Raw genomic sequence first — 22,897 nt, forward strand, 5'->3', positions numbered from 1 at the left:
GGTATCATTGTAGCTTCTTTAATTTTTGAAAGGAGACATGTCATTTGGGTGTTTCTGTAGTCATTGCAACATATAACCGACTACTTCCATTAGCGGAATTGTTAGAGTCATTAAGTAAACAAACGTATAAGCCAACGCAAGTGATTATTGTTAACGATGGAGGTTCATCTGTACAAGTTGCGGTTGATGCATATCCTGAGCTCCCGATCGAACTCATTGAATTGCAAGAAAACGTCGGGCATGTTGAAGCGCGGAATATCGGTGTGCGTGTAGCAACAGAAGATTTTATCATGCTTTGTGATGACGACGATTTACTATTGCCGTGCCATATGGAGCGAATGATCGCGAATATGAATGATGCGGATTTTGTATATTCGGACGTAGAAATTTTTCATTATCGCACGGAAAATGGTATGCGTATACCGACCGATCGCTTTTTATTTGCATATGAATATGATTTACAAGCAATGCGTACATTTTCGACGTATGTTCCTTCAGGGAGCATGTATCGGCGCACCATTCATGATGTAATCGGGTATTTTGATTCATACGTTCATAATTATTGGGATTGGGATTTCTTTTTACGTGTAGCGAAAGAGTTTTGTGTCAAACGCGTACCGACAGCGAGTGTTCTTTATGCTTTTTCCAATGAAGGAGATCATTTATCGAAACAAATGAATGAAACGAGACAAATGTATTTAAACCGATTAAGTGAAAAACATGGGTTGGGTGATTTACCGACGAAAAACTTTTGGCTCCTTTTATCAGAGCCGGATGTGCAAAAACGGCAAGCAAAGAGTGAAGTCATATGGGATGGTGAACCGTTTCGTTCGCGGCTCGCTCATCTCGTTCGTCGCTAGGAGGGAGCGGGATGTATTGGTGGAGCATCCAGCAATTATTTGTTTTACTTTTGTTGTCACCACTTCTTGTTCGACATGTGTTTGATGGACGGATCGCATTATTTTTATCATTTATTTGTTTCGCTTTCTTAACTGTTGTATTTGCAGAATATATCGTCAAGAAAAAAAGGAAACAAAAGTGGATTTTTGTCGTTGCAGTATTATTTAATGTTCTCCTTTTGCTTAGTTTCACTTTTATAACGTGAGAAAGCAGAGTCGCTGTGCAGGCTCTGTTTTTTTATTAGTGAAAAAGGAATAAAAGAGGTGTATGTCGAAAAACTAAGATGGTTCGATAGTTCCTACTTGACAAATAAACATTCCTATATGATAATTTATATCGCATTGTAATTGTTATAATTTTATTATTGTTTCAGTCATAAATTTCGAATGACTGGGACAAGCTATGCATATGCAAAAAAAATACAACGAGGAGGATGATTCACAATGCCATTAGTAGGAAAACAAATTCAACCATTTAAAGCGATGGCGTATCATAACGGTGATTTTATCGAGGTAACAGAAGAAAATCTAAAAGGAAAATGGAGCGTTGTTTGCTTCTATCCAGCAGACTTTACGTTCGTTTGCCCAACAGAATTAGAAGATTTACAAAACGAATATCCGAAATTAAAAGAGCTTGGTGTTGAAGTATACTCTGTTTCAACAGATACACACTTCACGCATAAAGCATGGCACGATCATTCGCCAGCTATTAGCAAAATTGAATACGTAATGATCGGCGACCCTTCACAAAAATTATCACGCATGTTCGAAGTGCTTGATGAAGAAACAGGTCTTGCGCAACGCGGTACGTTCATTATCGATCCAGATGGCGTTATTCAAGCAGTTGAAATTAACGCTGACGGCATTGGTCGCGACGCAAGCACAATTGTAAACAAAATTAAAGCAGCACAATACGTGCGCAACAATCCTGGCGAAGTATGCCCAGCAAAATGGCAAGAAGGCAGAGAAACGCTTAAGCCAAGCCTTGACCTTGTAGGCAAAATTTAAGGAGGCTTATGTCAATGATATTGGATGCGGAAATTAAAGCACAGCTCGCCCAATATCTACAATTGATGGAAAATGACATTGTGTTAAAAGTGAGCGCGGGAGACGATAAAGTTTCCCGCGATATGCTTGCTTTAGTCGATGAGCTTGCGACAATGTCATCGAAAATCAAAGTAGAGAAAACAACGCTAGAAAGAACACCAAGTTTTAGCATCAATCGCGTTGGTGAAGATACAGGCGTTGTATTCGCGGGCGTGCCTTTAGGACATGAATTTACTTCTCTCGTGCTTGCGTTGCTTCAAGTGAGTGGAAGACCACCAAAAGTCGATCAAGCGGTCATTGATCAAATTAAAGGTTTACAAGGAACGTACCGTTTTGAAACATACGTCAGCTTAACGTGCCATAACTGTCCGGACGTCGTTCAAGCATTAAACGTCATGAGCGTACTAAATCCGAATGTTTCACATACGATGATTGATGGAGCAGCATTTAAAGAAGAAGTCGAACAAAAAGACGTGATGGCGGTGCCAACTGTCTTTTTAAACGGTGAACCGTTCGCAAGCGGACGCATGTCGCTTGAGGAAATTCTTGCGAAGTTAGGAAGCACACCGGATGCCTCTACTTTTGCAGAAAAAGACCCATTTGATGTGCTTGTCATCGGTGGTGGACCTGCTGGTGCAACAGCAGCGATTTATGCAGCGCGTAAAGGCATTCGTACAGGAATCGTTGCCGAGCGCTTCGGTGGTCAAATTTTAGACACGTTAGGTATTGAAAACTTTATTAGCGTCAAATATACAGAAGGTCCGAAGCTCGCGGCAAGCCTTGAAGAACATGTGAAACATTACAATGTTGACATTATGAACTTGCAGCGTGCGAAACGGTTGGAAAAGAAAGACCTCATTGAAGTTGAACTTGAAAACGGCGCCGTTTTAAAAAGTAAAGCGGTCATTATCGCGACAGGTGCGCGTTGGCGCAATCTCGGCGTCCCTGGCGAAGCGGAGTTCAAAAATAAAGGGGTTGCTTACTGCCCGCATTGCGACGGTCCGTTGTTCGAAGGAAAGCATGTCGCGGTCATTGGCGGTGGTAACTCTGGGGTCGAAGCGGCAATTGACCTGGCGGGAATTGCTAAGCATGTGACCGTTCTTGAGTTTGCGCCAGAATTAAAAGCGGATGCTGTGTTGCAAGATCGTTTGTACAGCTTACCGAACGTAACAGTCATTAAAAATGCGCAAACGAAAGAAATTACAGGTACAGACAAAGTAAACGGTCTCACATATATTGATCGCGCAACAGGCGAAGAGCACCATATTGAACTTCAAGGTGTATTCGTGCAAATCGGGCTTGTACCGAATACAGAATGGTTAGAAGGAACGGTAGAGCGCAATCGCTTCGGTGAAATTATCGTCGATAAACGCGGTGCAACAAACGTTCCTGGCGTCTTCGCTGCTGGCGATTGTACAGATAGCGCATATAAACAGATTATCATTTCCATGGGCTCAGGTGCAACAGCTTCTTTAGGTGCGTTTGACTACTTAATTCGAAATTAACCATTCTCCACTCCCTTGACGCTCGTATTGTCGTTTGATACAATATTAGCCAAACGAAATACAGGTGCAACGATGAAAGATGGATAGTAGCTAAGATCGTTCTTTTATAGCGAGCTAGGGGCGGTGGAAGCCTAGCAAAGACGCTTAGCGAAACGGCAGTCTGGAGTTGCTTCACGCAAAAAGTGGATGCGTTACGCATCAACTAGGGTGGAACCGCGGGAGTTACGCTCTCGTCCCTAGGCGAAAGGCCTAAGGACGAGAGCGTTTTTTTGTTTACACTTCATAAGAGGAGGATGAAATATGTCGGTAACGATGGATCAAATTGTGGCACATGCGAAACATCGCGGTTTTGTTTTTCCTGGCTCAGAAATTTACGGCGGGTTAGCGAATACGTGGGATTACGGTCCGTTAGGGACAGAATTAAAAAACAATATTAAGCGCGCATGGTGGAAAAAGTTTGTCCAACAATCGCCGTACAATGTCGGATTAGATGCAGCGATTTTAATGAATCCGCGCACGTGGGAAGCGTCAGGTCATTTAGGGAATTTCAACGATCCGATGATTGACTGTAAACAATGTAAAGCGCGTCACCGGGCAGACAAACTTATTGAAAGCGCCCTTGAAGCGAAAGGCATTGAAATGGTTGTCGATGGGCTACCATTTGAAAAAATGGAGCAGCTCATTCAAGAGCACGACATCGCTTGTCCGGATTGCGGCAGTCGCGACTTTACGAACATTCGCCAATTTAACTTAATGTTTAAAACGTTCCAAGGTGTGACGGAATCGAGCGCGAACGAAATTTATCTTCGTCCTGAAACGGCACAAGGCATTTTTGTAAACTTTAAAAACGTGCAGCGGACGATGCGCAAAAAATTGCCGTTTGGTATTGCGCAAATCGGAAAAAGTTTTCGGAACGAAATTACACCAGGAAACTTCACATTCCGTACGCGCGAATTTGAGCAAATGGAGCTTGAATTTTTCTGCAAGCCGGGCGAGGAATTGCAATGGTTTGATTATTGGAAACAATATTGCGAACAGTGGCTTTTATCGCTTGGCATGAAGCGTGAAAACATTCGTTTGCGCGATCATTCTGAAGATGAACTATCTCACTACAGCAACGCGACAACAGATATTGAATATAAGTTCCCGTTCGGTTGGGGCGAGCTATGGGGCGTTGCATCGCGCACCGATTACGATTTGCGCCGTCATATGGAATATTCAGGAGAAGATTTCCATTACCTCGATCAAGAGACGAATGAGCGTTTCATTCCGTACTGCATTGAACCTTCACTCGGTGCAGACCGCGTGACGCTTGCCTTTATGATTGATGCATATGAAGAAGAACAACTTGCAGATGGCACGACGCGCACCGTTATGCATCTTCACCCAGCATTAGCGCCGTACAAGGCCGCCGTATTGCCGTTGTCGAAAAAGTTATCAGAAGGTGCACGTGCTATTTTTGAACAGCTTTCCCAGCACTTCATGGTCGATTACGACGAGTCTGGTTCGATCGGAAAACGATATCGCCGTCAAGATGAAATCGGAACACCGTTCTGTATTACGTATGATTTCGACTCAGAACAAGATCAAATGGTAACTGTGCGTGATCGCGACACGATGGAACAAACACGCATTCCAATCGCACAATTAAAAGACTTTTTAGAAGAAAAAATTCAGTTTTAAGCAAAAACAGGCTATCCTATCGTTAGGGTAGCCTTTATGTTAGGAAGGAGTGAAACGATGAGCATATTGAAAAATGATTGGGCGCCTCTATTAGAAGAGGAATTTCAAAAGCCGTATTATTTGAAGTTGCGTCAGTTTTTAAAAGAAGAATATCGCACGAAAACGATTTATCCCGATATGCACGATATTTTCAACGCTCTTCATTACACGCCATATGCCGATGTGAAAGTCGTTATTTTAGGCCAAGATCCGTATCATGGACCGAATCAAGCGCACGGATTAAGTTTTTCTGTTAAACCGGGCGTCCCTTTACCTCCGTCGTTATTAAACATCTTTAAAGAATTACACGATGATCTCGGCTGTTACATACCGAACAATGGCTATTTGTTAAAATGGGCGAAGCAAGGGGTATTATTGTTAAATACGGTATTAACGGTACGGCAAGGGGAAGCAAACTCGCACAAAGGAAAAGGATGGGAACATTTCACGGATCGTGTCATTGAACTTGTGAATGAAAAGACGGAGCCGGTCGTCTTTATTTTATGGGGGCGTCATGCGCAAGCGAAAAAAGCGCTCATTACAAATAGACATCATTATCTTATTGAAGCCCCGCATCCGAGCCCACTTTCAGCCGCGCGAGGCTTTTTCGGCAGCCGCCCGTTTTCGAAAACGAACGCGTTTTTACAACAAATAGGGAGAGAGACGATTGATTGGCAAATCGAAAACATTTGATACACGAATAAACTGTTATGCATGCAAACATTTTTACGTCACGTGGGACCCACAGCTGCCGCGCGGTTGTCGTGCGTTCGGTTTCAAAAGTGCTACGCTCCCTTCCATTGTCGTGAAACAATCGTCTGGTACGCCGTGCATGAAGTTTGCTAAAAAAGAAAATAAGGGGAACGGATGAGTTCATCGCGCTCCATCGTCGTTTCTGTCGTCGCGATGATGGTAGCCATTATCGCAGGCACAGTAGGATCTATGTTCTCAGAACAATTATCTTTTTTTGATGCGCTTTGGCTGACAGTTGTCACCATTTTAACGGTTGGTATGCTGTTCCACAAACATTTTATGGAAAATTGTTTACCCTCATCATTATTCCAGTCGGCATCAGCATCGTCACATACGCGACAGAGGTGGTCGTTTCTATGATGATGGAAGGCGAATTTTCAAAAACGGTACGGAGGCGAAAAATGAAAAAGAAAATCGAGATGATGGCAAATCATATTATCGTATGCGGATTTTGGCGCGTTGGCGAACAAGTGGTGCGCTAGCTTGTCAAAAATGGGACACGTGTCGTTGTTATTGAGCGAAACACGGATTGGCTTGAGGAAATGGACGATCCTATTCCGTACGTCAAAGGGGATGCGACAGAAGACGACGTATTGATCGCGGCAGGCATTGAACGGGCGGCTGGCTTAATTGCCGCGTTGCCATCTGATGCTGATAACGTCTTTATTGCTTTAACAGCAAAAGGAATAAACCGCGACATTCAAGTTGTCGCGTGTGCCGAGCGGCCAGCGCATGGCGATGACGGTATTAAAGCCAGTTACTGTCGATTATGTTGATACGATTTTTCACGACCGTACCGAACAATACGCCATTGAGGAAGTAAAGATTGAGCCTCATTCTTCATTTGTTCATACGTCTGTCGGCGATCAAGCGGTAAAGACGCGCTTTCGAGTGACGATTATTGCTATTCAGCGACAGGACGCCATCATTGGGAACCCGCCCCCAGATGAGCGGTTTTGCGCGGGCGACATCGTCATCGTCTTTGGGGAAAAACGAGCGTTAGAAGCGTTTGAACAGGCGGTAAACAAAAAGTAAGCAGCCACATCGGCTGCTTACTGTAATGCATAAATTCTCGCTTCGTGTGGGCGCATATGAAGCGTCGTTCCTTCTTCTTTGACGTCTGTATAGTTGCCGAGCAAGAGATGGTGGCTTGCAGAGCTGAGCTCTTCTGGCAATGTATATACGTTGTCGCTGTCGCAATGATTTAAAACGATCAGCCAGCGAACGCCATCGAGCTCGCGTGTATAGGCATAAATATACGGCTCATTTTCTGAAAGATCGCAGAACGTGCCGTACACCATGACTGGATTTTGTTTGCGTAATTGAATAAGCTTTTTATAGTAGTAGTACACCGAGTTTGGATCCGCTAACGCTTGTTTCACGTTAATTTCTTTATAATTCGGATTCACTTTTAACCAAGGCGTTCCCGTCGTAAATCCTGCATGTTCGCTATCGTCCCATTGCATTGGTGTGCGCGAGTTATCGCGGCTCAATAGCTGCAAGCTTTCTAGCACTTCTTTCGGATCGCGACCTTTCGCGACTTCTTCCGCATATTTGTTTTTCATCGCAATGTCGTTATAGTCATCAATTGAGTCAAATTTGACGCCCGTCATGCCGATTTCTTCTCCTTGATAAATGTATGGCGTTCCAGGCAACGTATGCACGAGCGTAGCGAGCAATTTCGCTGATTCAACTCGAAATTGTTTGTCGTTTCCGTAGCGCGTCACTTGTCGCGTATGGTCGTGGTTGTTTAAAAATTGTGAGTTCCATCCTTTCCCCCACAACCCTTCATACCAACGTTTTTGAATTTGTTTAAAGCGAATCGGATCCCATGTCGGCATTTCGTCACATACTTCAAAATGGAACAGTGTATGTAGCTCGTTTCGGTCTTCCCCGACATATTTTAAGCCTTCTTCTGGCGATACGAAAGCAACTTCCCCGACGGTAAAAATGTCATAATGTTTAAGTACTTTGTCGTGCATTTCTTGTAAATACTCGTGCACGCCCGGATTGTTTGTTAAATAGCGAATGTCATACGGATTTTCTGCGTCCGGAAATCCGTCTGGCTTCGCTAATAAAGCAATCGCATCTAAACGGAATCCGTCGATGCCTTTATCTAACCAAAAGCGCATCATTTTATAAATTTCTTCACGAACTTCTTTATTTTCCCAATTCAAATCTGGTTGTTCAACTGCAAAGGAATGGAAGTAGTATTGCCCTGTTTTTTCATCGTATTCCCATGCGGACGGTGTAAAGTACGAACGCCAGTTGTTTGGCTTGTCACGCCATATGTACCAATCGCGCTTCGGGTTGTCTTTTGACGAACGCGACTCAATAAACCAAGGATGTTGATCGGATGTATGGTTTACGACAAGGTCCATAATTAATTTCATTCCACGTTGATGCACTTCGTGAAGCAGGCGATCAAACGTCTCCATATCCCCTGCTTTATCCATAATGCGATAATAGTCTGAAATGTCGTATCCGTTATCTTTATCTGGTGACTCGTAGCACGGATTGAGCCAAATGACATCGACCCCTAAATCGTGAATGTAATCGAGCTTTTGAATGAGTCCTTCTAAATCGCCGTATCCATCGCCGTTTGAATCAAAAAAGCTTCGCCAATATACTTGGTATACGACAGCTTCTTTCCACCATGTCCGTTTCATTTGTTGTCACTCCTTTGTCCAATTAAAGCGTTTTCAATTTGAAAAGTTGCTATGTATAAGATACCATTGTTGTAAAGGAAAAAGAAGTAGGGAGTGAAAACGTTTTGGACATATCGGTGACAAATGTATTAACAAAGATCGAAGAAGAAATCGCACAGGCGAAGCAGTCGTCCTCACCGCAGGCGATGCGTGAGCATATATATGCGGTTCGCGCATTGTGCGATGTCATTTTACAACAACGATCACAAAATGTGACGGCGATTACGATACCGCAGCCGACAACAACTGAACGATTAGATATCGATGCTGAAGCGAACGGACCATCATTACTTGATTTTTAGGGGGAATTAACATGAAAATATTTACAATTATCGCTTCCATTAGCGCAGCATTATGTGTCGCGCTCGGTGCATTCGGAGCGCATGTGCTCGAAGGGAGAATTCCAGAGCGATATATAGACACGTGGCAAAAAGCGGTGCAATACCAAATGTTCCATACGGTTGGTTTATTTCTCGTTGCGTTGTTTGCGACAAAATGGCCGAACGTGACGCCGGTTGGATGGTTTATGCTTGTAGGGATCGTGTTATTTTCAGGTAGTTTATATGTGCTAAGCTTAACACAAATCAAAATACTTGGAGCGATTACGCCGATTGGAGGCGTGTCGTTTATTATCGCTTGGTTACTTTTAGCGTATACTGCGATCAAACATATGTAAAACGAGGCGCGTTGGACGCCTCGTTTTTAACGTGGAGCATATGTGCTTAATCCGACACCTGGTGCAAATGGATATTCATAATTAATTTCTTCATCAAATGTCACATAGTCGAGATAAATCATCGGCAATAAATAGCGCATGCCTGTTTGTGGATCACTTAAAATAAGATGGTCGCGTCCAGCTGCTTCAACGACGCCGCGGAAAATTTTCGCATTCCATTCACGATTGTTTTCAAACGTCATATAAACTGTGGCGATCTTACCTTTGTTTAGGCGCAAAATGTTTTCAATGTACGACTCTTCAATCGGGAGCATCCCCGGTAGCGGCTGGCTTGCGGTCGTTGGTGTTTGCATCGCTCCCGTTTGGGGCGTAAACGTTGGTGTAGGCAACCCAAATGGATATGTTGGCATTTGGTACGGATAGTAGTAAGGATATGCATAATAAGGAACTTGTTGTCTTTCTTCACTCATACTAATCCCTCCCTTAAATTAATATACGCGTGGACAATCCGAGCGAGTTGGCGCGTAAAAACAATGAGATTTGAAGCGACCGGTATTCCATTGATTAAACCATCGTGGTGGACAAGGACCATCTGGTCGGAAAAACCAAAGCGCATTCGTTGCTGGATGAAATCGCTCACCGCGAATGACGCGCCGGGCAAGGCGCATGTCTTCTTCGCGGGCACGTTGATAAAAATACCCCTTTTGTACAGCTTCAAATCCCCCAGGACTTTGGAATACCATTTGTCGAATGGTACGCAGTCCCTTAAAATCTAGACAGTTTGCGATGACTCGATTAATTCCTACGTTCCCTACCATAAGCATGCCGAGTTGTCCATCTCCTTCTGCCTCTGCGCGCATGAGACGCGCAAGCAATTTGACATCTTCTTCTGTATATGCAACAACAGCCATCCCTTCACCTCGCTTTATGGAAATCGCTATTAGCCTATGATGAAACATGCGAAAATGTGAGGAAAGTCGTCATTGTTATATGTATGAAGCACATCATAAAAAAAGACCTCCAAATCGGAGGCCTATACATGTAAAAACGATTGTATTTTTTCCTTTGGCAAAATGTTGCCGACAAAGAACGAGCCGAATTCACCAAATCTTGCGCTCACTTCATCAAATCGCATTTCGTATACGAGCTTCTTAAATTGAAGTACATCGTTTGAAAAGAGCGTGACGCCCCATTCATAGTCGTCAAAGCCGACCGAACCCGTAATGATTTGTACGACTTTTCCAGCGTATTTTCTACCCGTCATGCCGTGTGCGCGCATTAAATTGCGGCGTTCTTCCATCGGAAGCATGTACCAATTATCATTTCCTTGACGACGCTTGTCCATTGGATAGAAGCATACGTGATTTGTTTTCGGTAAAGTCGGATATAAACGGCGGCGCACTTCTGGGTTTTCATACGGATCGCCAGCTTCTGCCGGCAAATAGTTGCTTAGCTCAACGACAGAAACGTATGAATACGCAGGGATGAGATATTCAGCAAGCTTTGTTTTGTTGATTGCTGTTTCAATTTCGTGAAGTTCTTCCATCGTTGGACGTAAAAGCATAAACATGATATCTGCTTTTTGCCCCATAATCGTGTAAATGGCGTGACTTCCCTCTTTAGCCGCTTCCGTTGTTTCCCATTTTTCCACTAGCGTTAAAAACTCATGAATTGCTTCTTGACGCTCATCATTTGAGAGCGTTTTCCAAGCCACCCAATCAATTGTGCGAAAATCATGAAGACAATACCAACCGTCTAACGTTTGCGCTGCTTCGCTCATGTCCAACACTCCTTTTGTTATGTACTACCGAAATTGTATCATATGCGTTTCGTTTATGCCAAACGCACTATTTGAATCGTTTATAAATAAGAAAAGCAATAACAATAACGATGCCGCCGACGATCGTGATTGTTGTAAAATGCTGTTCAATAAATGTTTTCGCTTGCGCACCTAAGATGAAAATAATGAGCCCTTCAGCGAAAAAGCGCGCTCCGCGGCCGATGAACGACCAAAAAAGCAACGTGCGAATGCTGACGTTTGAAATGCCTGAGAAAATGGTAAATACTTTATACGGAATAGGTGTAAATCCTGCGATGACAATCGCCATCGCTCCGTATTGTTGAAAGTATTGCTCGACTTTGTCCATTTTTTCATCAGAAATCAAATAGCGCAAAACCGGTCTGCCAAATTTTTTCCCGATGTACCATCCAAGCAAGGCGCCAAGTACGGAAGCGACGGTCGTTAAAAACGAAAACCATAATGCTTTCTCCGGCTGCGCGAGGCTTAACGGAATTAATAACACATCAGGCGGGATAGGGAAAAAAGAAGATTCCGTAAATGAAACGATAACTAAACCAATGACGCCAAACTCAAGCAACCATTGTTCAAGGTGATGAATCCATTGTGACATACGTAACGCTCCTTTGTTTTGTACATATTCCTTAACAAATATATCACTTTTTAGGCGATATATCACTCAGTTTAAAAAACAGAATTGTTATAAAAAAAAGACTATTTTCGTTTGCGGCGTAATTCATTGCTTTTCGTCTCAATAAGAGTATTCTAATAGATAGACGAATTTTTTTAAACTAAGGAGGAACATTTCGTGAGTGATTTATTTGCAGCCTTAAAACAAAAGGTGGCAGGGAAAAATGTAACGATCGTGTTTCCAGAAGGATTAGATGAACGTATTTTAACAGCTGTCGGACGTCTAGCGGCAGAAAATGTATTACAGCCGATTGTCATCGGCGATCAAGAAGCTGTCGTTCAAAAGGCGAAAGAGCTCGGCTTGACGTTGGAAAAAGTAGAAATCGTTGATCCGCGCTCATATGAAGGAATGGATGAAATGGTGGCGGCTTTCATTGAACGCCGAAAAGGGAAAGTCACAGAAGAAGATGCTCGCAACATTTTACTTGGTGAAAACTATTTTGGCACAATGCTCGTCTATATGGGAAAAGCGCACGGTCTTGTTAGCGGCGCCGCGCATTCGACGGCAGATACTGTACGTCCCGCGCTACAAATTATTAAGACGAAACCGGGCATTCGTAAAACGTCTGGCGTATTCATCATGGTGCGTGGCGATGAGAAATATGTATTTGCCGATTGTGCGATTAACATTGCACCAGATAGCCAAGATTTAGCAGAAATCGCTGTAGAGAGTGCACAAACAGCGAAAATGTTTGATATTGAGCCGCGTGTAGCGATGCTTAGCTTCTCAACGAAAGGATCAGCGAAATCGCCAGAAACAGAAAAAGTGATCGAGGCGGTGCGCATCGCAAAAGAAATGGCGCCGGAGTTAACGCTTGATGGCGAGTTTCAATTTGATGCCGCGTTCGTTCCATCTGTGGCGAAAAAGAAAGCGCCAGATTCCGTTATTCAAGGTGATGCGAACGTCTTTATTTTCCCAAGTTTAGAAGCAGGAAATATCGGCTATAAAATTGCTCAACGTCTCGGCAATTTTGAAGCAGTTGGTCCAATTTTACAAGGATTAAATCAGCCAGTAAACGATTTATCCCGCGGATGCAACGCCGAAGATGTATACAAATTATCACTTATCACAGCAGCGCAGGCGCTTGCGGCGATGGAATGATGAGCGAATTGTTGCAACAACAAACGTGGCGAGTGATCGATCATACGAGCCTCGGGCCATCGTTTGATGCGAAGCAGTCATTTGCGTTTGATGATGCGCTTTGTGAATCGGTTGGTCGCGGTCAGTCACAGCCGGTTGTTCGCTTATGGGTGCATCATCAGACGGTTGTGCTCGGCATTCAAGATACGAAATTGCCGTACATTGAAAAAGGACTCGCCTACTTACATGAACAAGGTTGGCGTACGATCGTTCGCAACTCTGGTGGGTTGGCGGTCGTATTAGATGAAGGGGTTTTAAACGTTTCGCTTATTTTTCCTGATACAAAAAAAGGAATTGATATTGATCGAGGATATGAAGCGATGGCGACACTCATTGCACGCATGTTGCCAGAAGCACGCGTGCAAGCAGGGGAAGTTGTTGGCTCGTATTGTCCGGGAAGTTTTGATTTAAGCATTGATGGAAAAAAGTTTGCGGGCATTTCACAGCGCCGCATTCGAGGCGGTGTTGCCGTGCAAGTATATATATGTGCAAACGAAAGCGGCGCAACACGAGCGGAGTTTATTCGTCAGTTTTATGAGCGAGCGTTGGCGGGAGAACAAACGAAGTTTACGTATCCGACAATCGTTCCACATACGATGGCATCATTAAGTGAACTGCTCGGTAAAGAAATGACTGTTTCAGCGCTGATCATCCGACTATATGAAGCGCTCCAAGCGTTTGGAAGTAGGCTCGAGCCATCATCGCTCACCCCGGAAGAGTGGGAGCGATATTACATGTATTTTCAGCGTATGATTGACCGAAACGAGACGATGTTGCCGAAATAAAAAAGCTGTCCGATGTGACAGCTTTTTTACTCGGCAATCTTTTCGATTTTTTCTAAATTTCCGTTGCGGTCCATTTTGAAAATAGGGGGCTTAAACTCATCTTCTGAAATTTCCATTTGTCTTGCACGGTTAATGATGCGTGCCATCGTTCCGTAATCTTCGCGTAATTCTTCATTTTCTTTTTGAAGTTTTGTAAATTGTTGTTCTAGTTGTTTATATTGTTGTTGTAGTTGTTCGAGCTCAAGTTTTAGCTGCTTATTTTCTACTAGCGCTGTTTCTTGACCGATATACGATTGTTTTAAAGAGTGCAAAAAAGCAATGACATGGTCAAGCGTTAACTGACTTGTTTCGACATGTTCATATTCATTCGCCTGCACTTCTAACGGTTCCATTCCTAACTCTTCAAGCGAAGGTACAGGAGGTGTATAAAGCGGCCGTTTTCGCAACGCATGTTTATTTCCAAGTGCGCGTTGCCGTTGTTTACGGAACTTCTTTGCCATTTGTAACGATTCTTCGTACTGTTGACGCACGACTGCATTCCAGCGAAACCCGCATGCCGCTGACGTGCGGTTTAATTTATCGCCCACTTCTTCAAACGCATTTAACTGCGTGCTCCCTTCGCGCACATGGCGCAACACCGTTTCAGCTAGCAATAAATCTTCTTCTTCAGTCCAAGCATCTTGTCGTTTTTTTGTCATGAAAAAAACTCCTTTCACATTCTTTTACTTTCATAATCACCAAAAAACAAGAAAGATATACTATTTTTCAAAGGAAATAGATGTAGCTTGCATTGTTCGCGTATACGCGTTAGAATACTCGTTAGCGAAAAGGAGTGAGGACGTTATGCAAAATGAATTTCGCGTCTGTGACGATTGCCAAGCAACAAACTTAAAAACGTTGTTGCCAAGGTTAAAAAAGTTGGATCCGAACGCCACGATTGAAATCGGTTGCCAATCATATTGCGGTCCGGGTCGAAAAAAAGTGTTTGCGTTCGTCAACAATCGCCCTGTATCAGCGATGACGGAAGATGAATTAATAGAAAAGATTGCTGCGAAGTTGAAAAAATAAAAAATCGCCTTTGTGTTCGAAGGTGATTTTTTTCTTTATTTCAGGAAAAAGGAAGTCTTTGTTTTTTACAAAGAACGCTCTATAATAAAGCTATGTTATGAACGGAAGAGAGGGAGAAGGATTGTATCCCAACGAAAAATTAAGCGAAGAGAAAGTGTTTAAAGATCCGGTGCATCGGTATGTGCATGTGCGTGATAAAGTTATTTGGGATTTAATTGGTACAAAAGAATTTCAACGGTTGCGCCGCATTAAACAGCTCGGTACGACGTATTTGACGTTTCACGGCGCGGAGCATAGTCGCTTTAATCATTCACTTGGTGTCTATGAAATTGTCCGTCGCATCGTTGACGATGTGTTCGCCGGCCGACCGGATTGGGATGAAAACGAGCGCTTGCTTTGTTTATGCGCTGCGCTTTTGCACGATTTAGGACATGGACCGTTTTCGCATTCGTTTGAAAAAGTGTTTCATCTTGATCATGAACAATTTACGCGCGCAATTATTTTAGGCGATACGGAAGTAAATGCGGTGCTCCGTCGCGTATCGTTTGATTTTCCGAAAAAAGTGGCGGAAGTCATTGCGAAGACGTACGAAAATAAGCTTGTCGTTAGCCTCATTTCAAGCCAAATTGACGCCGATCGTATGGACTATTTATTGCGCGATGCGTACTATACAGGCGTCAGTTACGGGCATTTTGATATGGAACGTATTTTGCGTGTCATGCGTCCCCGCGAAGAGCAAGTCGTCATTAAACGAAGCGGCATGCATGCGGTAGAAGATTATATTATGAGCCGATATCAAATGTATTGGCAAGTATATTTCCATCCCGTCACGCGTAGCGCCGAAGTCATTTTAACGAAAATTTTGCACCGTGCGAAACATTTATATTTAGCTGGTTATACATTTCAAACACCTCCTGTTCATTTCCAATCTCTTTTTCATGGAAATATGCAACTAGAAGACTACTTGAAACTAGATGAAGCGGTAACATTATATTATTTTCAACAATGGCAAGATGAACGAGATACGATTTTAAGCGATTTATGCTGTCGCTTTATGCATCGTAATTTATTTAAATACGTCGAATTTCAACCGACGAATGAGGAAATGAAAAAGCTAGTGGAATTGACGACGTTGTTTAAAAAAGCAGGCATTGACCCGGATTATTATTTAGTCGTTGATTCTTCATCGGATCTTCCTTACGATTTTTACCGACCGGGAGAAGAAGAGGAGAGGCTTCCGATTTATTTGTTAATGCCGAATGGGGAGTTGCGTGAATTATCGCGGGAATCGACGATTGTTGATGCGATTTCCGGGAAACGGCGCACCGATCATAAATTATACTTTCCGCAAGATTTTCTCGATGATTTATCGACAAAACGAAACGTGAAGAAAAAAATTAAACAACTTTTATATGAATAGGAGATGAGGGCGTTGCTTTTCGAGCATGCGAAAATGTTGAAAGCGTTAGCAGCAGTAGGGGAAATTGTCGGTCGAAAAAAACTACAAAAAATGATTTACATTGCGAAAAAGATGAAGTTTCCTTTTTATGAAAAGTTCGACTTTCATTTTTACGGTCCGTATTCGGAAGAATTGACGTTGCGTATGGAAGAGTTATGTAACGTTGGCTTTGTGCAAGAAATGAAAGAAAAAAAAGGCGGGTACTATCAATATCGTTACGTGTTGACGGAAGCGGGCGAGCAGTTTTTGACGCACTATCATTTGGACATGCCTGATTTAGACGTTTGTTTACGCAGTTTAAATGAACAAAGTGCAAGATTTTTAGAGCTAGTTTCGACGATTTTATATTTTGAAGATTTAAGTAAAGATGAAGTGAAAGAAAAAGTATTTACATTAAAAAGCAAACAGCGGTATACGGAAGAAGAAATAGAGGAAGCGTACCGTTATATTGAGCAGTTGCGCGAACAAGCGTACATAAAAAGCTGACCCGTTATGGTCAGCTTTCGTCGCTTAATCGTTTGCCACCAATCGCATAATGATTTTTCGACATTTCTTCAATAAAGACGACAATTTTTTCTTTCGGTGCACCTGTCGTTTCCGCAACGGCTTCTGTTACTTTCTCAACGAGCGCTCGTTTCTGTTCTTCTGTGCGTCCTTCAAGCATTTTTACTGTTACATATGGCATGGCCACCGCCCCTTTCCTCTTCATTCGACAATCGTTATTATACCATTCATCGACCGTTCTCAGTAGTGCTTTCCCTTGTTTTTCGTGTATAATAATCAAAAAATAAAAACGTTTGAAAAGGAGAAGAAACGTGGACCAATTTTTAGCATATCCGCTTCGAGAAATACCGTATGTTGTATTGGCGCTTGCGCTTGCATTTTCTGTTCATGAATTTGCGCACGCATACGTGGCGTATAAATTTGGCGATCCGACGGCAAAACAACAAGGGAGGCTGACGTTGTCGCCGCTCGCCCATTTAGACATATTAGGGACGTTGCTTATTTTCATTGCCGGATTTGGTTGGGCGCGTCCGGTGCCGGTCAATCGTGGCTATTTCCGTCATCCACGTGTGGCGGGTATTCTCGTTTCTGTCGCTGGCCCGCTCAGCAATTTGTTGCTTGCGGCTATCGGTTTTGCTTTATGGTATGGAATGATTCGCATCGGCATATTTGACTTTATTCCAATATGGTTTCGAGACGGGTTGTATCAGTTTTTTGAAATTTATATCGGATTGAATATTTTACTGTTCGTTTTTAACTTATTGCCGTTTCCTCCGCTTGACGGGTATCGCATCATCGAAGATTTAGCGCCGATGCATATACGTGCAAAAATGACACAATTTGAAAATTATGGAGCGCTCATTTTTTTAATTCTCATTTTCACGCCATTAGATCAATATACGATTCGACCAATTTTCCACGTAGCCATTCCAACGGTTGCTCAATGGCTACAAGACATATTTTCAACGCTCATTTTATGATGAAAGGATGAACGATCGTGGAAGAGAAAAAAAAGCCGATGTTTAACATTATTAAAAAAGAGCCGAAAGTGCACGGAACGTTTGGTACAGGGGTGCTTAGTTTGGCGAACGTTTCTCCTGTCATTATCGATGTTGAAGCAGGCGAAGCGTTTATTGATATGGGAGCGATGCATGCGCGCAGCGTCGTAGAGAAAGGCATTAAGTTCACACCAAATCGTGATGAAGTGCCAAACGGCAAGCCTTATTGGCTCGTCTGGGTAACGATTGATCAGGCGGAAGAAGGGGCGTATTATGCCGGGGTGACAGCATGCGAAATGACGGTCGATCGTGCGGCGCGTCGTGGATATAAATCGCTTCCTGAGCATGTGAACCGCATGGACAAATCATTAAAGCGTCATATTATTGTCGATCATATGGATGCGCGGTCAAAAGAGGTGTTAGCTTCGTTTTTACAACAACATAACCGCGACATGTGGGAACGCTCAAGCGAGGAGTTAAAACGTCAGCTTCAAAATCATGGATAAAATGTGACGGTTTTGTGAACGAAAACCTATGTATACTTGTCGTTGAGTGGGAAAAGGAGTAAACTAAAAGTACAAATGTAACACATGATAAAACTAGGACGCATAAACGCCCAAGCATACTCGCTTGGGCGTTTATGTTTAAAACCAATCAAACAACCGTTTTAACCACGAATCTTTTTCCTTTTTCTTTTTCTTCTTTTTCTTTTCCGCTGGATGGTCCTTGCAGTAGTCGGTCGGTTCTGTACCGACGACATAGTAGCTTAACCGTTTGATCGGACAAGCGGTTGTCGCAAGTTTCCCACTATGAGGATCGACATATACGCCAACGACGCCTTCTGGCGGTTCGAATGTCGCGACTTTTCTTCCGCGTAAACTATCTTCCATAAAATTGACCCAAATATGTTTGGCGTATTGTTTTTCGTCTGTGCGATCAATCGTTTCATCTCGGTCATATCCCGTCCAAACAGCTGTGACAAGTTGCGGCGTGAAACCGATCATCCAACTATCTGTTTTCGTCGTCCCCGATTTTCCAGCATATGGTCGAGTCATGCGTGACATAATCGACTGTCCTGTCACCGAAGCATAGTCATTTAATGTCGGATCAAACATGCCGGTCATTAAATGCGTCGTCACAAAAGCAAGTGCAGGATCGAGTATTTGTTCATCGTTTGATTGTTGTTCGTATAGCACTTTTCCTTCGAAGTTTGTCACTTTTTTAATAAATACAGGTTCGACCTTTTTTCCACCGTTGGCGATAATGCTGTAGGCGCGTGCCATATCCATCACCTTAACGGGCGACGTCCCGAGCGCAAGCGATGGCACTTGTTTCAGTTTGCTTGTAATGCCAAGTTGTTTGGCGATGGCGACAAGCTTGTCTTGTCCGAGCAACAAATGCGTTTTTACGGCATAGACGTTGTCAGATAAGGCAATCGCTTGAGCGAGTGTAATTGTATCGTTCGCGTAATAGTTGTTAAAGTTGCGCGGTGCATATGTCGAACCGTCTTCAAGTGTAAACGTCGTTGGTTCGCTACGTAACAACGTTGATGGGGTAAACCCATGTTGTAGCGCGACATAATATAAAAACGGCTTGAATGTAGAGCCAGGTTGACGTTTTGCTTGTGTTGCCCGATTAAATGGACTTTTCTCATAGTCACGCCCTCCGACAAGTGCTTTCACTTCACCTGTTTTCGGCTCCATCGCGACAAGCGCCACTTGAATGTTAGACTGCGAATGAATCGTTTCTTTTATTTTTGCTTCTGCGATTGCTTGCATGTCGATATCGAGCGTTGTATACACACGCAATCCGCCCATTTCAATCGTTTCTTCATCAAATCCGAGTTTTGTTTTTAACATTTGTTTGACCGCATCTTGAAAATACGGGGCGATCGTTTTTGTTTTCATATGCTCGCCGTTTGAAAAATGAAGCGGTTCATTTGCTGCTTTTTCGGCTTCTTTCTCGGATAAAAATTTTGCCTCGACCATCGAATGTAAGACAATGCGTTGCCGTTTTTTTGCTCGTTCCATATCCACAAGCGGCGAATAGTAGCTCGGGCCTTTCGGAATGCCTGCGAGCATCGCTGCTTCCGCTACGGTTAAATCGCGGGCCGATTTTCCGAAATAAAAGTTGGCGGCTGCCTCAATGCCGTATACACCATGTCCGTAATAAATGGTGTTTAAATATCCTTCTAAAATGTCGTTTTTTTCGTAGTTTGCTTCCAGTTGAATCGTATACAGTGCTTCTTGTATTTTTCGCCACCACGTTTTTTCGTAGCTTAAAAATAAGTTGCGGGCATATTGTTGAGTAATTGTGCTTGCTCCTTGCACTTTTTTCATCGCTTTAATATCTGCGACGATCGCCCCAGCGATGCGCTTCAAGTCGAAACCGTAGTGGTCAAAAAATTTTCGATCTTCCACCGCAATCGTCGCTTCAATGGCGTGTTGAGACATATCGGATAGTTTTATCCAATATCTTTTTCCTCCGTAATGATTTTCACCAATTTTCGTTCCGTCTTCTGCATAAAAAATTGTGGATTGCGGAACGGCTAAAGGGGGAGGGCCTTTCCATTTCGCAAATATAATAAGCCCGGCGATCGTGAGTGTGCATAACAAGCTAGCAACAAAAGCGAACAAAAGAAAGAGTCGCATATATTTAAACGTTCGTTTCCATCGTTCGATGGCAATCGTCTCCATAGCCATCACCTCATTTTTTACGTTTACAATTTAGTATAAAAACATTTTTATTTTTTTAAACGTTTTCTAGCAATTTTTACTTGAAATTTTGCTAGATTGCTCTATACTTTTTCATGTTTAGCATTTTATTTTTTGGGCATGATAAGCGGTGCATTATTGACGAAAGGGTGTTCAATATGGAACTTTGGTTTACTGAAAAACAGACGGACAACTTTGGGATTACAGCACGAATTAAACGCACTTTACATACAGAGCAAACGGAATTCCAAAAGCTCGATATGGTCGAAACAGAAGAATTCGGGAACATGCTTATTTTAGACGGAATGGTGATGACAACGCAAAAAGATGAGTTCGTCTATCATGAAATGGTGGCGCACGTTCCGTTATTTACGCATCCAAATCCAGAAAACGTTCTTGTTGTTGGTGGCGGAGACGGCGGTGTCATTCGTGAAGTGTTAAAGCATCCGAGCGTGAAAAAAGCGACGCTTGTTGAAATTGACGGCAAAGTGATCGAGTATTCGAAAAAATATTTGCCAGAAATCGCCGGTCAATTGGACGACCCACGCGTTGAAGTGAAAGTAGATGACGGCTTTATGCATATTGCGCAAAGTGAAAATAAATATGACGTCATTATGGTTGACTCGACAGAACCTGTTGGCCCAGCGGTGAATTTATTTACAAAAGGGTTTTATGCAGGCATTGCGAAAGCGTTAAAAGAAGACGGTATTTTTGTTGCGCAAACAGACAACCCTTGGTTTAAAGCAGATTTAATTCGCACCGTTCAACGTGATGTGCGCGAAATTTTCCCGATTACGCGTTTATATATCGCAAACATTCCGACGTACCCAAGCGGTATGTGGACGTTCACCCTCGGTTCGAAAAAGTATGATCCGCTTGAAGTAAGCGATGACCGTTTCCATGACATCGAAACGAAATATTACACAAAACAGCTTCATAAAGCATGCTTCGTATTGCCGAAATTTGTTGAAGACTTAGTGAAGTAAGGAGAGAAAACGATGCGATTTGATGAAGCGTATTCTGGCAACGTATTTATTAAGAGCCACCCAAATTTTGAAGAAAGTCAGGCGGTTATTTATGGAATGCCAATGGACTGGACAGTGAGCTATCGCCCAGGTTCTCGCTTCGGTCCAGCGCGCATTCGCGAAGTGTCGATCGGGCTTGAAGAATATAGTCCATATTTAGACCGCGAGCTTGATGAAGTGAAATATTTTGATGCGGGTGATATTCCTTTACCGTTCGGTAACGCTCAGCGCAGTTTAGACATGATTGAACAGTTTGTCGATCGTATATTGGAAGCTGGAAAGTTTCCGCTCGGTCTTGGCGGCGAGCATTTAGTGTCTTGGCCAGTTATGAAAGCGGTATATAAGAAATATCCAGACTTAGCAATTATTCATATGGATGCGCACACAGATTTACGCGAACATTACGAGGGTGAACCGTTGTCGCACTCGACGCCAATTCGTAAAATTGCTGAGCTGATCGGACCGAAAAATGTATATTCTTTCGGTATCCGTTCTGGAATGAAAGAAGAATTTGAATGGGCGAAACAAAACGGGATGTATATTGCGAAATTTGACGTACTTGAGCCGTTAAAAGAGGTGCTTCCAACGCTTGCAGGCCGCCCGGTATATGTGACAATCGACATTGACGTATTAGATCCAGCGCATGCGCCGGGAACAGGAACTGTTGATGCAGGAGGCATTACATCGAAAGAGCTATTAGCTGCGATTCATGCGATTGCGCGCTCCGATGTGCGCGTTGTCGGAGCAGATTTAGTCGAAGTTGCGCCTGTATATGATCACTCTGAACAAACAGCCAACACAGCAAGCAAACTCGTGCGCGAAATGCTTCTCGGTTGGGTAAAATAAAGACAAAAATCCCTGTCCGCGCGACAGGGATTTTTTTTCATAAAAGTATTGCCAACATCATACATTGAAAGTAACATTTACATGATGGAAACGTTTGAAAGGAGGTGAGAAAAATGGGTATTCGATTGATTAAAATTTCGGCTGTTTATTTCGCAATTGGCGTCTGTTTAGGGCTTTATATGTCGATGACGCACGTTTTTACATTTACACCTGTCCACGTCCATATTAACTTGCTCGGTTGGACGGCGTTGACGCTTGCTGGCATTTTATATCATTTATTCCCTCATATTGCGGAAACAAAAACAGCGAAAGCACACTTTTGGCTTCATAACATCGGATTACCAGCGATGATGATCGGTTTAGCGTTTGTCGTTTCTGGAAATGAAGCATTCATTCCGCTCACAGCGATCGGAGGTACTCTTGTGACGCTCGCGGTGCTCGTGTTTGCATGGAATGTATTAAAAAACTTAAAGCAAGCGTAACCTGTTCGGCGGTCTCTAAAAAGAGGCCGCCTATTGCATGTATGCGCCTCTTTTTCTATACTTATCTACAGTCACAA

Annotated in this window: 31 protein-coding genes and 1 other annotated feature; of the genes, 23 read left to right on the forward strand and 8 right to left on the reverse strand. The window is 43.1% G+C overall.

Annotated elements, in window-relative coordinates; all coding sequences use genetic code 11:
* The first annotated feature begins 44 nt into the window (after positions 1–44).
* The 11 genes from BO219_RS07880 to BO219_RS14815 all read left to right on the forward strand — a co-directional run bounded on the left by BO219_RS07880 (position 45) and on the right by BO219_RS14815 (position 6,961).
* Positions 45–860 (forward strand): glycosyltransferase family 2 protein, encoded by an 816-nt coding sequence (locus BO219_RS07880; RefSeq protein WP_077429131.1) that lies wholly within the window; start codon positions 45–47, stop codon positions 858–860.
* 11 nt (positions 861–871) lie between these two features.
* Positions 872–1,105, forward strand: a complete 234-nt coding sequence (locus tag BO219_RS07885; RefSeq protein WP_021094365.1) for a hypothetical protein — start codon at positions 872–874, stop codon at positions 1,103–1,105.
* Positions 1,106–1,343: 238 nt separating this feature from the next.
* Positions 1,344–1,907, forward strand: a complete 564-nt coding sequence (gene ahpC, locus BO219_RS07890; RefSeq protein ID WP_021094364.1) for an alkyl hydroperoxide reductase subunit C — start codon at positions 1,344–1,346, stop codon at positions 1,905–1,907.
* Positions 1,908–1,921: 14 nt separating this feature from the next.
* Positions 1,922–3,451 carry an alkyl hydroperoxide reductase subunit F gene (gene ahpF, locus BO219_RS07895; protein ID WP_077429132.1) on the forward strand — a complete coding sequence of 510 codons (1,530 nt, stop codon included), beginning with the start codon at positions 1,922–1,924 and terminating at the stop codon, positions 3,449–3,451.
* A 63-nt stretch (positions 3,452–3,514) separates the two neighbouring features.
* Positions 3,515–3,692 (forward strand) — a binding site (T-box leader).
* Between the two features lie 59 nt (positions 3,693–3,751).
* Positions 3,752–5,134: a glycine--tRNA ligase gene (locus BO219_RS07900; RefSeq protein ID WP_077429133.1), complete on the forward strand. Its 1,383-nt coding sequence runs from the start codon at positions 3,752–3,754 to the stop codon at positions 5,132–5,134.
* Positions 5,135–5,191: 57 nt separating this feature from the next.
* Positions 5,192–5,866, forward strand: coding sequence for a uracil-DNA glycosylase (locus BO219_RS07905; protein WP_077429134.1), 675 nt, complete (start codon positions 5,192–5,194; stop codon positions 5,864–5,866).
* Positions 5,841–6,044, forward strand: coding sequence for a uracil-DNA glycosylase (locus tag BO219_RS07910; RefSeq protein ID WP_077429135.1), 204 nt, complete (start codon positions 5,841–5,843; stop codon positions 6,042–6,044). Before BO219_RS07905 ends, BO219_RS07910 begins: the two co-directional genes overlap by 26 nt.
* Complete coding sequence (locus BO219_RS14805) at positions 6,041–6,286, forward strand: ion channel (protein ID WP_226373792.1); 246 nt, start codon at positions 6,041–6,043, stop codon at positions 6,284–6,286. Before BO219_RS07910 ends, BO219_RS14805 begins: the two co-directional genes overlap by 4 nt.
* Positions 6,214–6,408, forward strand: a complete 195-nt coding sequence (locus BO219_RS15065; RefSeq protein WP_338021175.1) for a potassium channel family protein — start codon at positions 6,214–6,216, stop codon at positions 6,406–6,408. Before BO219_RS14805 ends, BO219_RS15065 begins: the two co-directional genes overlap by 73 nt.
* Positions 6,409–6,468: 60 nt before the next feature.
* Positions 6,469–6,702: an NAD-binding protein gene (locus BO219_RS14810; RefSeq protein WP_230403165.1), complete on the forward strand. Its 234-nt coding sequence runs from the start codon at positions 6,469–6,471 to the stop codon at positions 6,700–6,702.
* Positions 6,659–6,961 carry a cation:proton antiporter regulatory subunit gene (locus tag BO219_RS14815; protein WP_226373793.1) on the forward strand — a complete coding sequence of 101 codons (303 nt, stop codon included), beginning with the start codon at positions 6,659–6,661 and terminating at the stop codon, positions 6,959–6,961. The genes BO219_RS14810 and BO219_RS14815 overlap by 44 nt, the downstream gene beginning before the upstream one ends.
* 17 nt (positions 6,962–6,978) lie before the next feature.
* Here BO219_RS14815 and BO219_RS07920 read toward each other — a convergent pair whose 3' ends face one another.
* Positions 6,979–8,595: a glycoside hydrolase family 13 protein gene (locus BO219_RS07920; RefSeq protein WP_077429136.1), complete on the reverse strand. Its 1,617-nt coding sequence runs from the start codon at positions 8,593–8,595 to the stop codon at positions 6,979–6,981.
* 104 nt (positions 8,596–8,699) lie between these two features.
* Here BO219_RS07920 and BO219_RS07925 point away from each other — a divergent pair, with 104 nt between their 5' ends.
* Together BO219_RS07925 and BO219_RS07930 are read left to right on the forward strand one after the other, a co-directional pair.
* Entirely contained in the window at positions 8,700–8,936 is a 237-nt protein-coding gene (locus BO219_RS07925) for a YwdI family protein (protein WP_035020177.1), read from the forward strand.
* Positions 8,937–8,947: 11 nt separating this feature from the next.
* Positions 8,948–9,310: a DUF423 domain-containing protein gene (locus BO219_RS07930; protein WP_077429137.1), complete on the forward strand. Its 363-nt coding sequence runs from the start codon at positions 8,948–8,950 to the stop codon at positions 9,308–9,310.
* Positions 9,311–9,336: 26 nt separating this feature from the next.
* On the opposite strand, the gene gerQ is transcribed toward BO219_RS07930, so the two are convergent.
* From gerQ to BO219_RS07950, 4 genes are all read right to left on the reverse strand, one after another.
* Positions 9,337–9,780, reverse strand: a complete 444-nt coding sequence (gene gerQ, locus BO219_RS07935; RefSeq protein WP_077429138.1) for a spore coat protein GerQ — start codon at positions 9,778–9,780, stop codon at positions 9,337–9,339.
* 18 nt (positions 9,781–9,798) lie between these two features.
* A complete protein-coding gene (locus BO219_RS07940; RefSeq protein WP_077429139.1) occupies positions 9,799–10,221 on the reverse strand; it encodes a cell wall hydrolase in 423 nt (140 codons plus the stop codon).
* Between the two features lie 122 nt (positions 10,222–10,343).
* Positions 10,344–11,090, reverse strand: a complete 747-nt coding sequence (gene hemQ, locus BO219_RS07945; RefSeq protein ID WP_077429140.1) for a hydrogen peroxide-dependent heme synthase — start codon at positions 11,088–11,090, stop codon at positions 10,344–10,346.
* A gap of 67 nt (positions 11,091–11,157) precedes the next feature.
* Positions 11,158–11,721: a YqaA family protein gene (locus BO219_RS07950; RefSeq protein ID WP_077429141.1), complete on the reverse strand. Its 564-nt coding sequence runs from the start codon at positions 11,719–11,721 to the stop codon at positions 11,158–11,160.
* A gap of 195 nt (positions 11,722–11,916) precedes the next feature.
* On the opposite strand from BO219_RS07950, the gene pta reads away from it, so the two are divergent.
* Positions 11,917–12,900, forward strand: coding sequence for a phosphate acetyltransferase (gene pta / locus BO219_RS07955; protein ID WP_077429142.1), 984 nt, complete (start codon positions 11,917–11,919; stop codon positions 12,898–12,900).
* On the forward strand, positions 12,897–13,724 hold the full coding sequence (lipL, locus tag BO219_RS07960) for an octanoyl-[GcvH]:protein N-octanoyltransferase (protein WP_198936675.1): 828 nt from the start codon (positions 12,897–12,899) through the stop codon (positions 13,722–13,724). Before pta ends, lipL begins: the two co-directional genes overlap by 4 nt.
* Before the next feature lie 26 nt (positions 13,725–13,750).
* On the opposite strand, the gene BO219_RS07965 is transcribed toward lipL, so the two are convergent.
* A complete protein-coding gene (locus BO219_RS07965) occupies positions 13,751–14,422 on the reverse strand; it encodes an RsfA family transcriptional regulator (protein ID WP_077429144.1) in 672 nt (223 codons plus the stop codon).
* 145 nt (positions 14,423–14,567) lie between these two features.
* On the opposite strand from BO219_RS07965, the gene BO219_RS07970 reads away from it, so the two are divergent.
* The 3 genes from BO219_RS07970 (at position 14,568) to BO219_RS07980 (ending at position 16,737) form a co-directional block, all read left to right on the forward strand.
* Positions 14,568–14,792: a YuzB family protein gene (locus BO219_RS07970; RefSeq protein WP_003397078.1), complete on the forward strand. Its 225-nt coding sequence runs from the start codon at positions 14,568–14,570 to the stop codon at positions 14,790–14,792.
* A gap of 97 nt (positions 14,793–14,889) precedes the next feature.
* Positions 14,890–16,212, forward strand: coding sequence for an HD domain-containing protein (locus BO219_RS07975; protein WP_077429145.1), 1,323 nt, complete (start codon positions 14,890–14,892; stop codon positions 16,210–16,212).
* Positions 16,213–16,224: 12 nt separating this feature from the next.
* Positions 16,225–16,737 carry a YwgA family protein gene (locus BO219_RS07980; protein ID WP_143271280.1) on the forward strand — a complete coding sequence of 171 codons (513 nt, stop codon included), beginning with the start codon at positions 16,225–16,227 and terminating at the stop codon, positions 16,735–16,737.
* Positions 16,738–16,747: 10 nt separating this feature from the next.
* Here the strand turns inward: BO219_RS07980 and BO219_RS07985 are convergent, their stop codons facing one another.
* A complete protein-coding gene (locus BO219_RS07985; protein ID WP_003397075.1) occupies positions 16,748–16,936 on the reverse strand; it encodes a 2-hydroxymuconate tautomerase in 189 nt (62 codons plus the stop codon).
* A 130-nt stretch (positions 16,937–17,066) separates the two neighbouring features.
* Here BO219_RS07985 and BO219_RS07990 point away from each other — a divergent pair, with 130 nt between their 5' ends.
* Positions 17,067–17,735 (forward strand): site-2 protease family protein, encoded by a 669-nt coding sequence (locus BO219_RS07990; protein ID WP_077429147.1) that lies wholly within the window; start codon positions 17,067–17,069, stop codon positions 17,733–17,735.
* Between the two features lie 17 nt (positions 17,736–17,752).
* The gene (locus tag BO219_RS07995; RefSeq protein ID WP_012576228.1) at positions 17,753–18,259 is read left to right on the forward strand and encodes a YwhD family protein; all 507 of its coding nucleotides are present in this window, start codon (positions 17,753–17,755) and stop codon (positions 18,257–18,259) included.
* A 138-nt stretch (positions 18,260–18,397) separates the two neighbouring features.
* Here BO219_RS07995 and BO219_RS08000 read toward each other — a convergent pair whose 3' ends face one another.
* Positions 18,398–20,449: a transglycosylase domain-containing protein gene (locus BO219_RS08000; RefSeq protein WP_077429148.1), complete on the reverse strand. Its 2,052-nt coding sequence runs from the start codon at positions 20,447–20,449 to the stop codon at positions 18,398–18,400.
* Positions 20,450–20,625: 176 nt separating this feature from the next.
* Between BO219_RS08000 and speE the strand changes: the two genes are divergently transcribed.
* The 3 genes from speE (at position 20,626) to BO219_RS08015 (ending at position 22,820) form a co-directional block, all read left to right on the forward strand.
* The gene (gene speE, locus BO219_RS08005; RefSeq protein WP_004893116.1) at positions 20,626–21,453 is read left to right on the forward strand and encodes a polyamine aminopropyltransferase; all 828 of its coding nucleotides are present in this window, start codon (positions 20,626–20,628) and stop codon (positions 21,451–21,453) included.
* Between the two features lie 12 nt (positions 21,454–21,465).
* On the forward strand, positions 21,466–22,338 hold the full coding sequence (gene speB, locus BO219_RS08010; RefSeq protein ID WP_004893113.1) for an agmatinase: 873 nt from the start codon (positions 21,466–21,468) through the stop codon (positions 22,336–22,338).
* Positions 22,339–22,451: 113 nt separating this feature from the next.
* Positions 22,452–22,820 (forward strand): hypothetical protein, encoded by a 369-nt coding sequence (locus tag BO219_RS08015; RefSeq protein WP_006321005.1) that lies wholly within the window; start codon positions 22,452–22,454, stop codon positions 22,818–22,820.
* Positions 22,821–22,897 lie beyond the last annotated feature (77 nt).

The organism is Anoxybacillus kestanbolensis (genome assembly GCF_001996285.1).
GTDB lineage: Bacteria > Bacillota > Bacilli > Bacillales > Anoxybacillaceae > Anoxybacillus > Anoxybacillus kestanbolensis_A.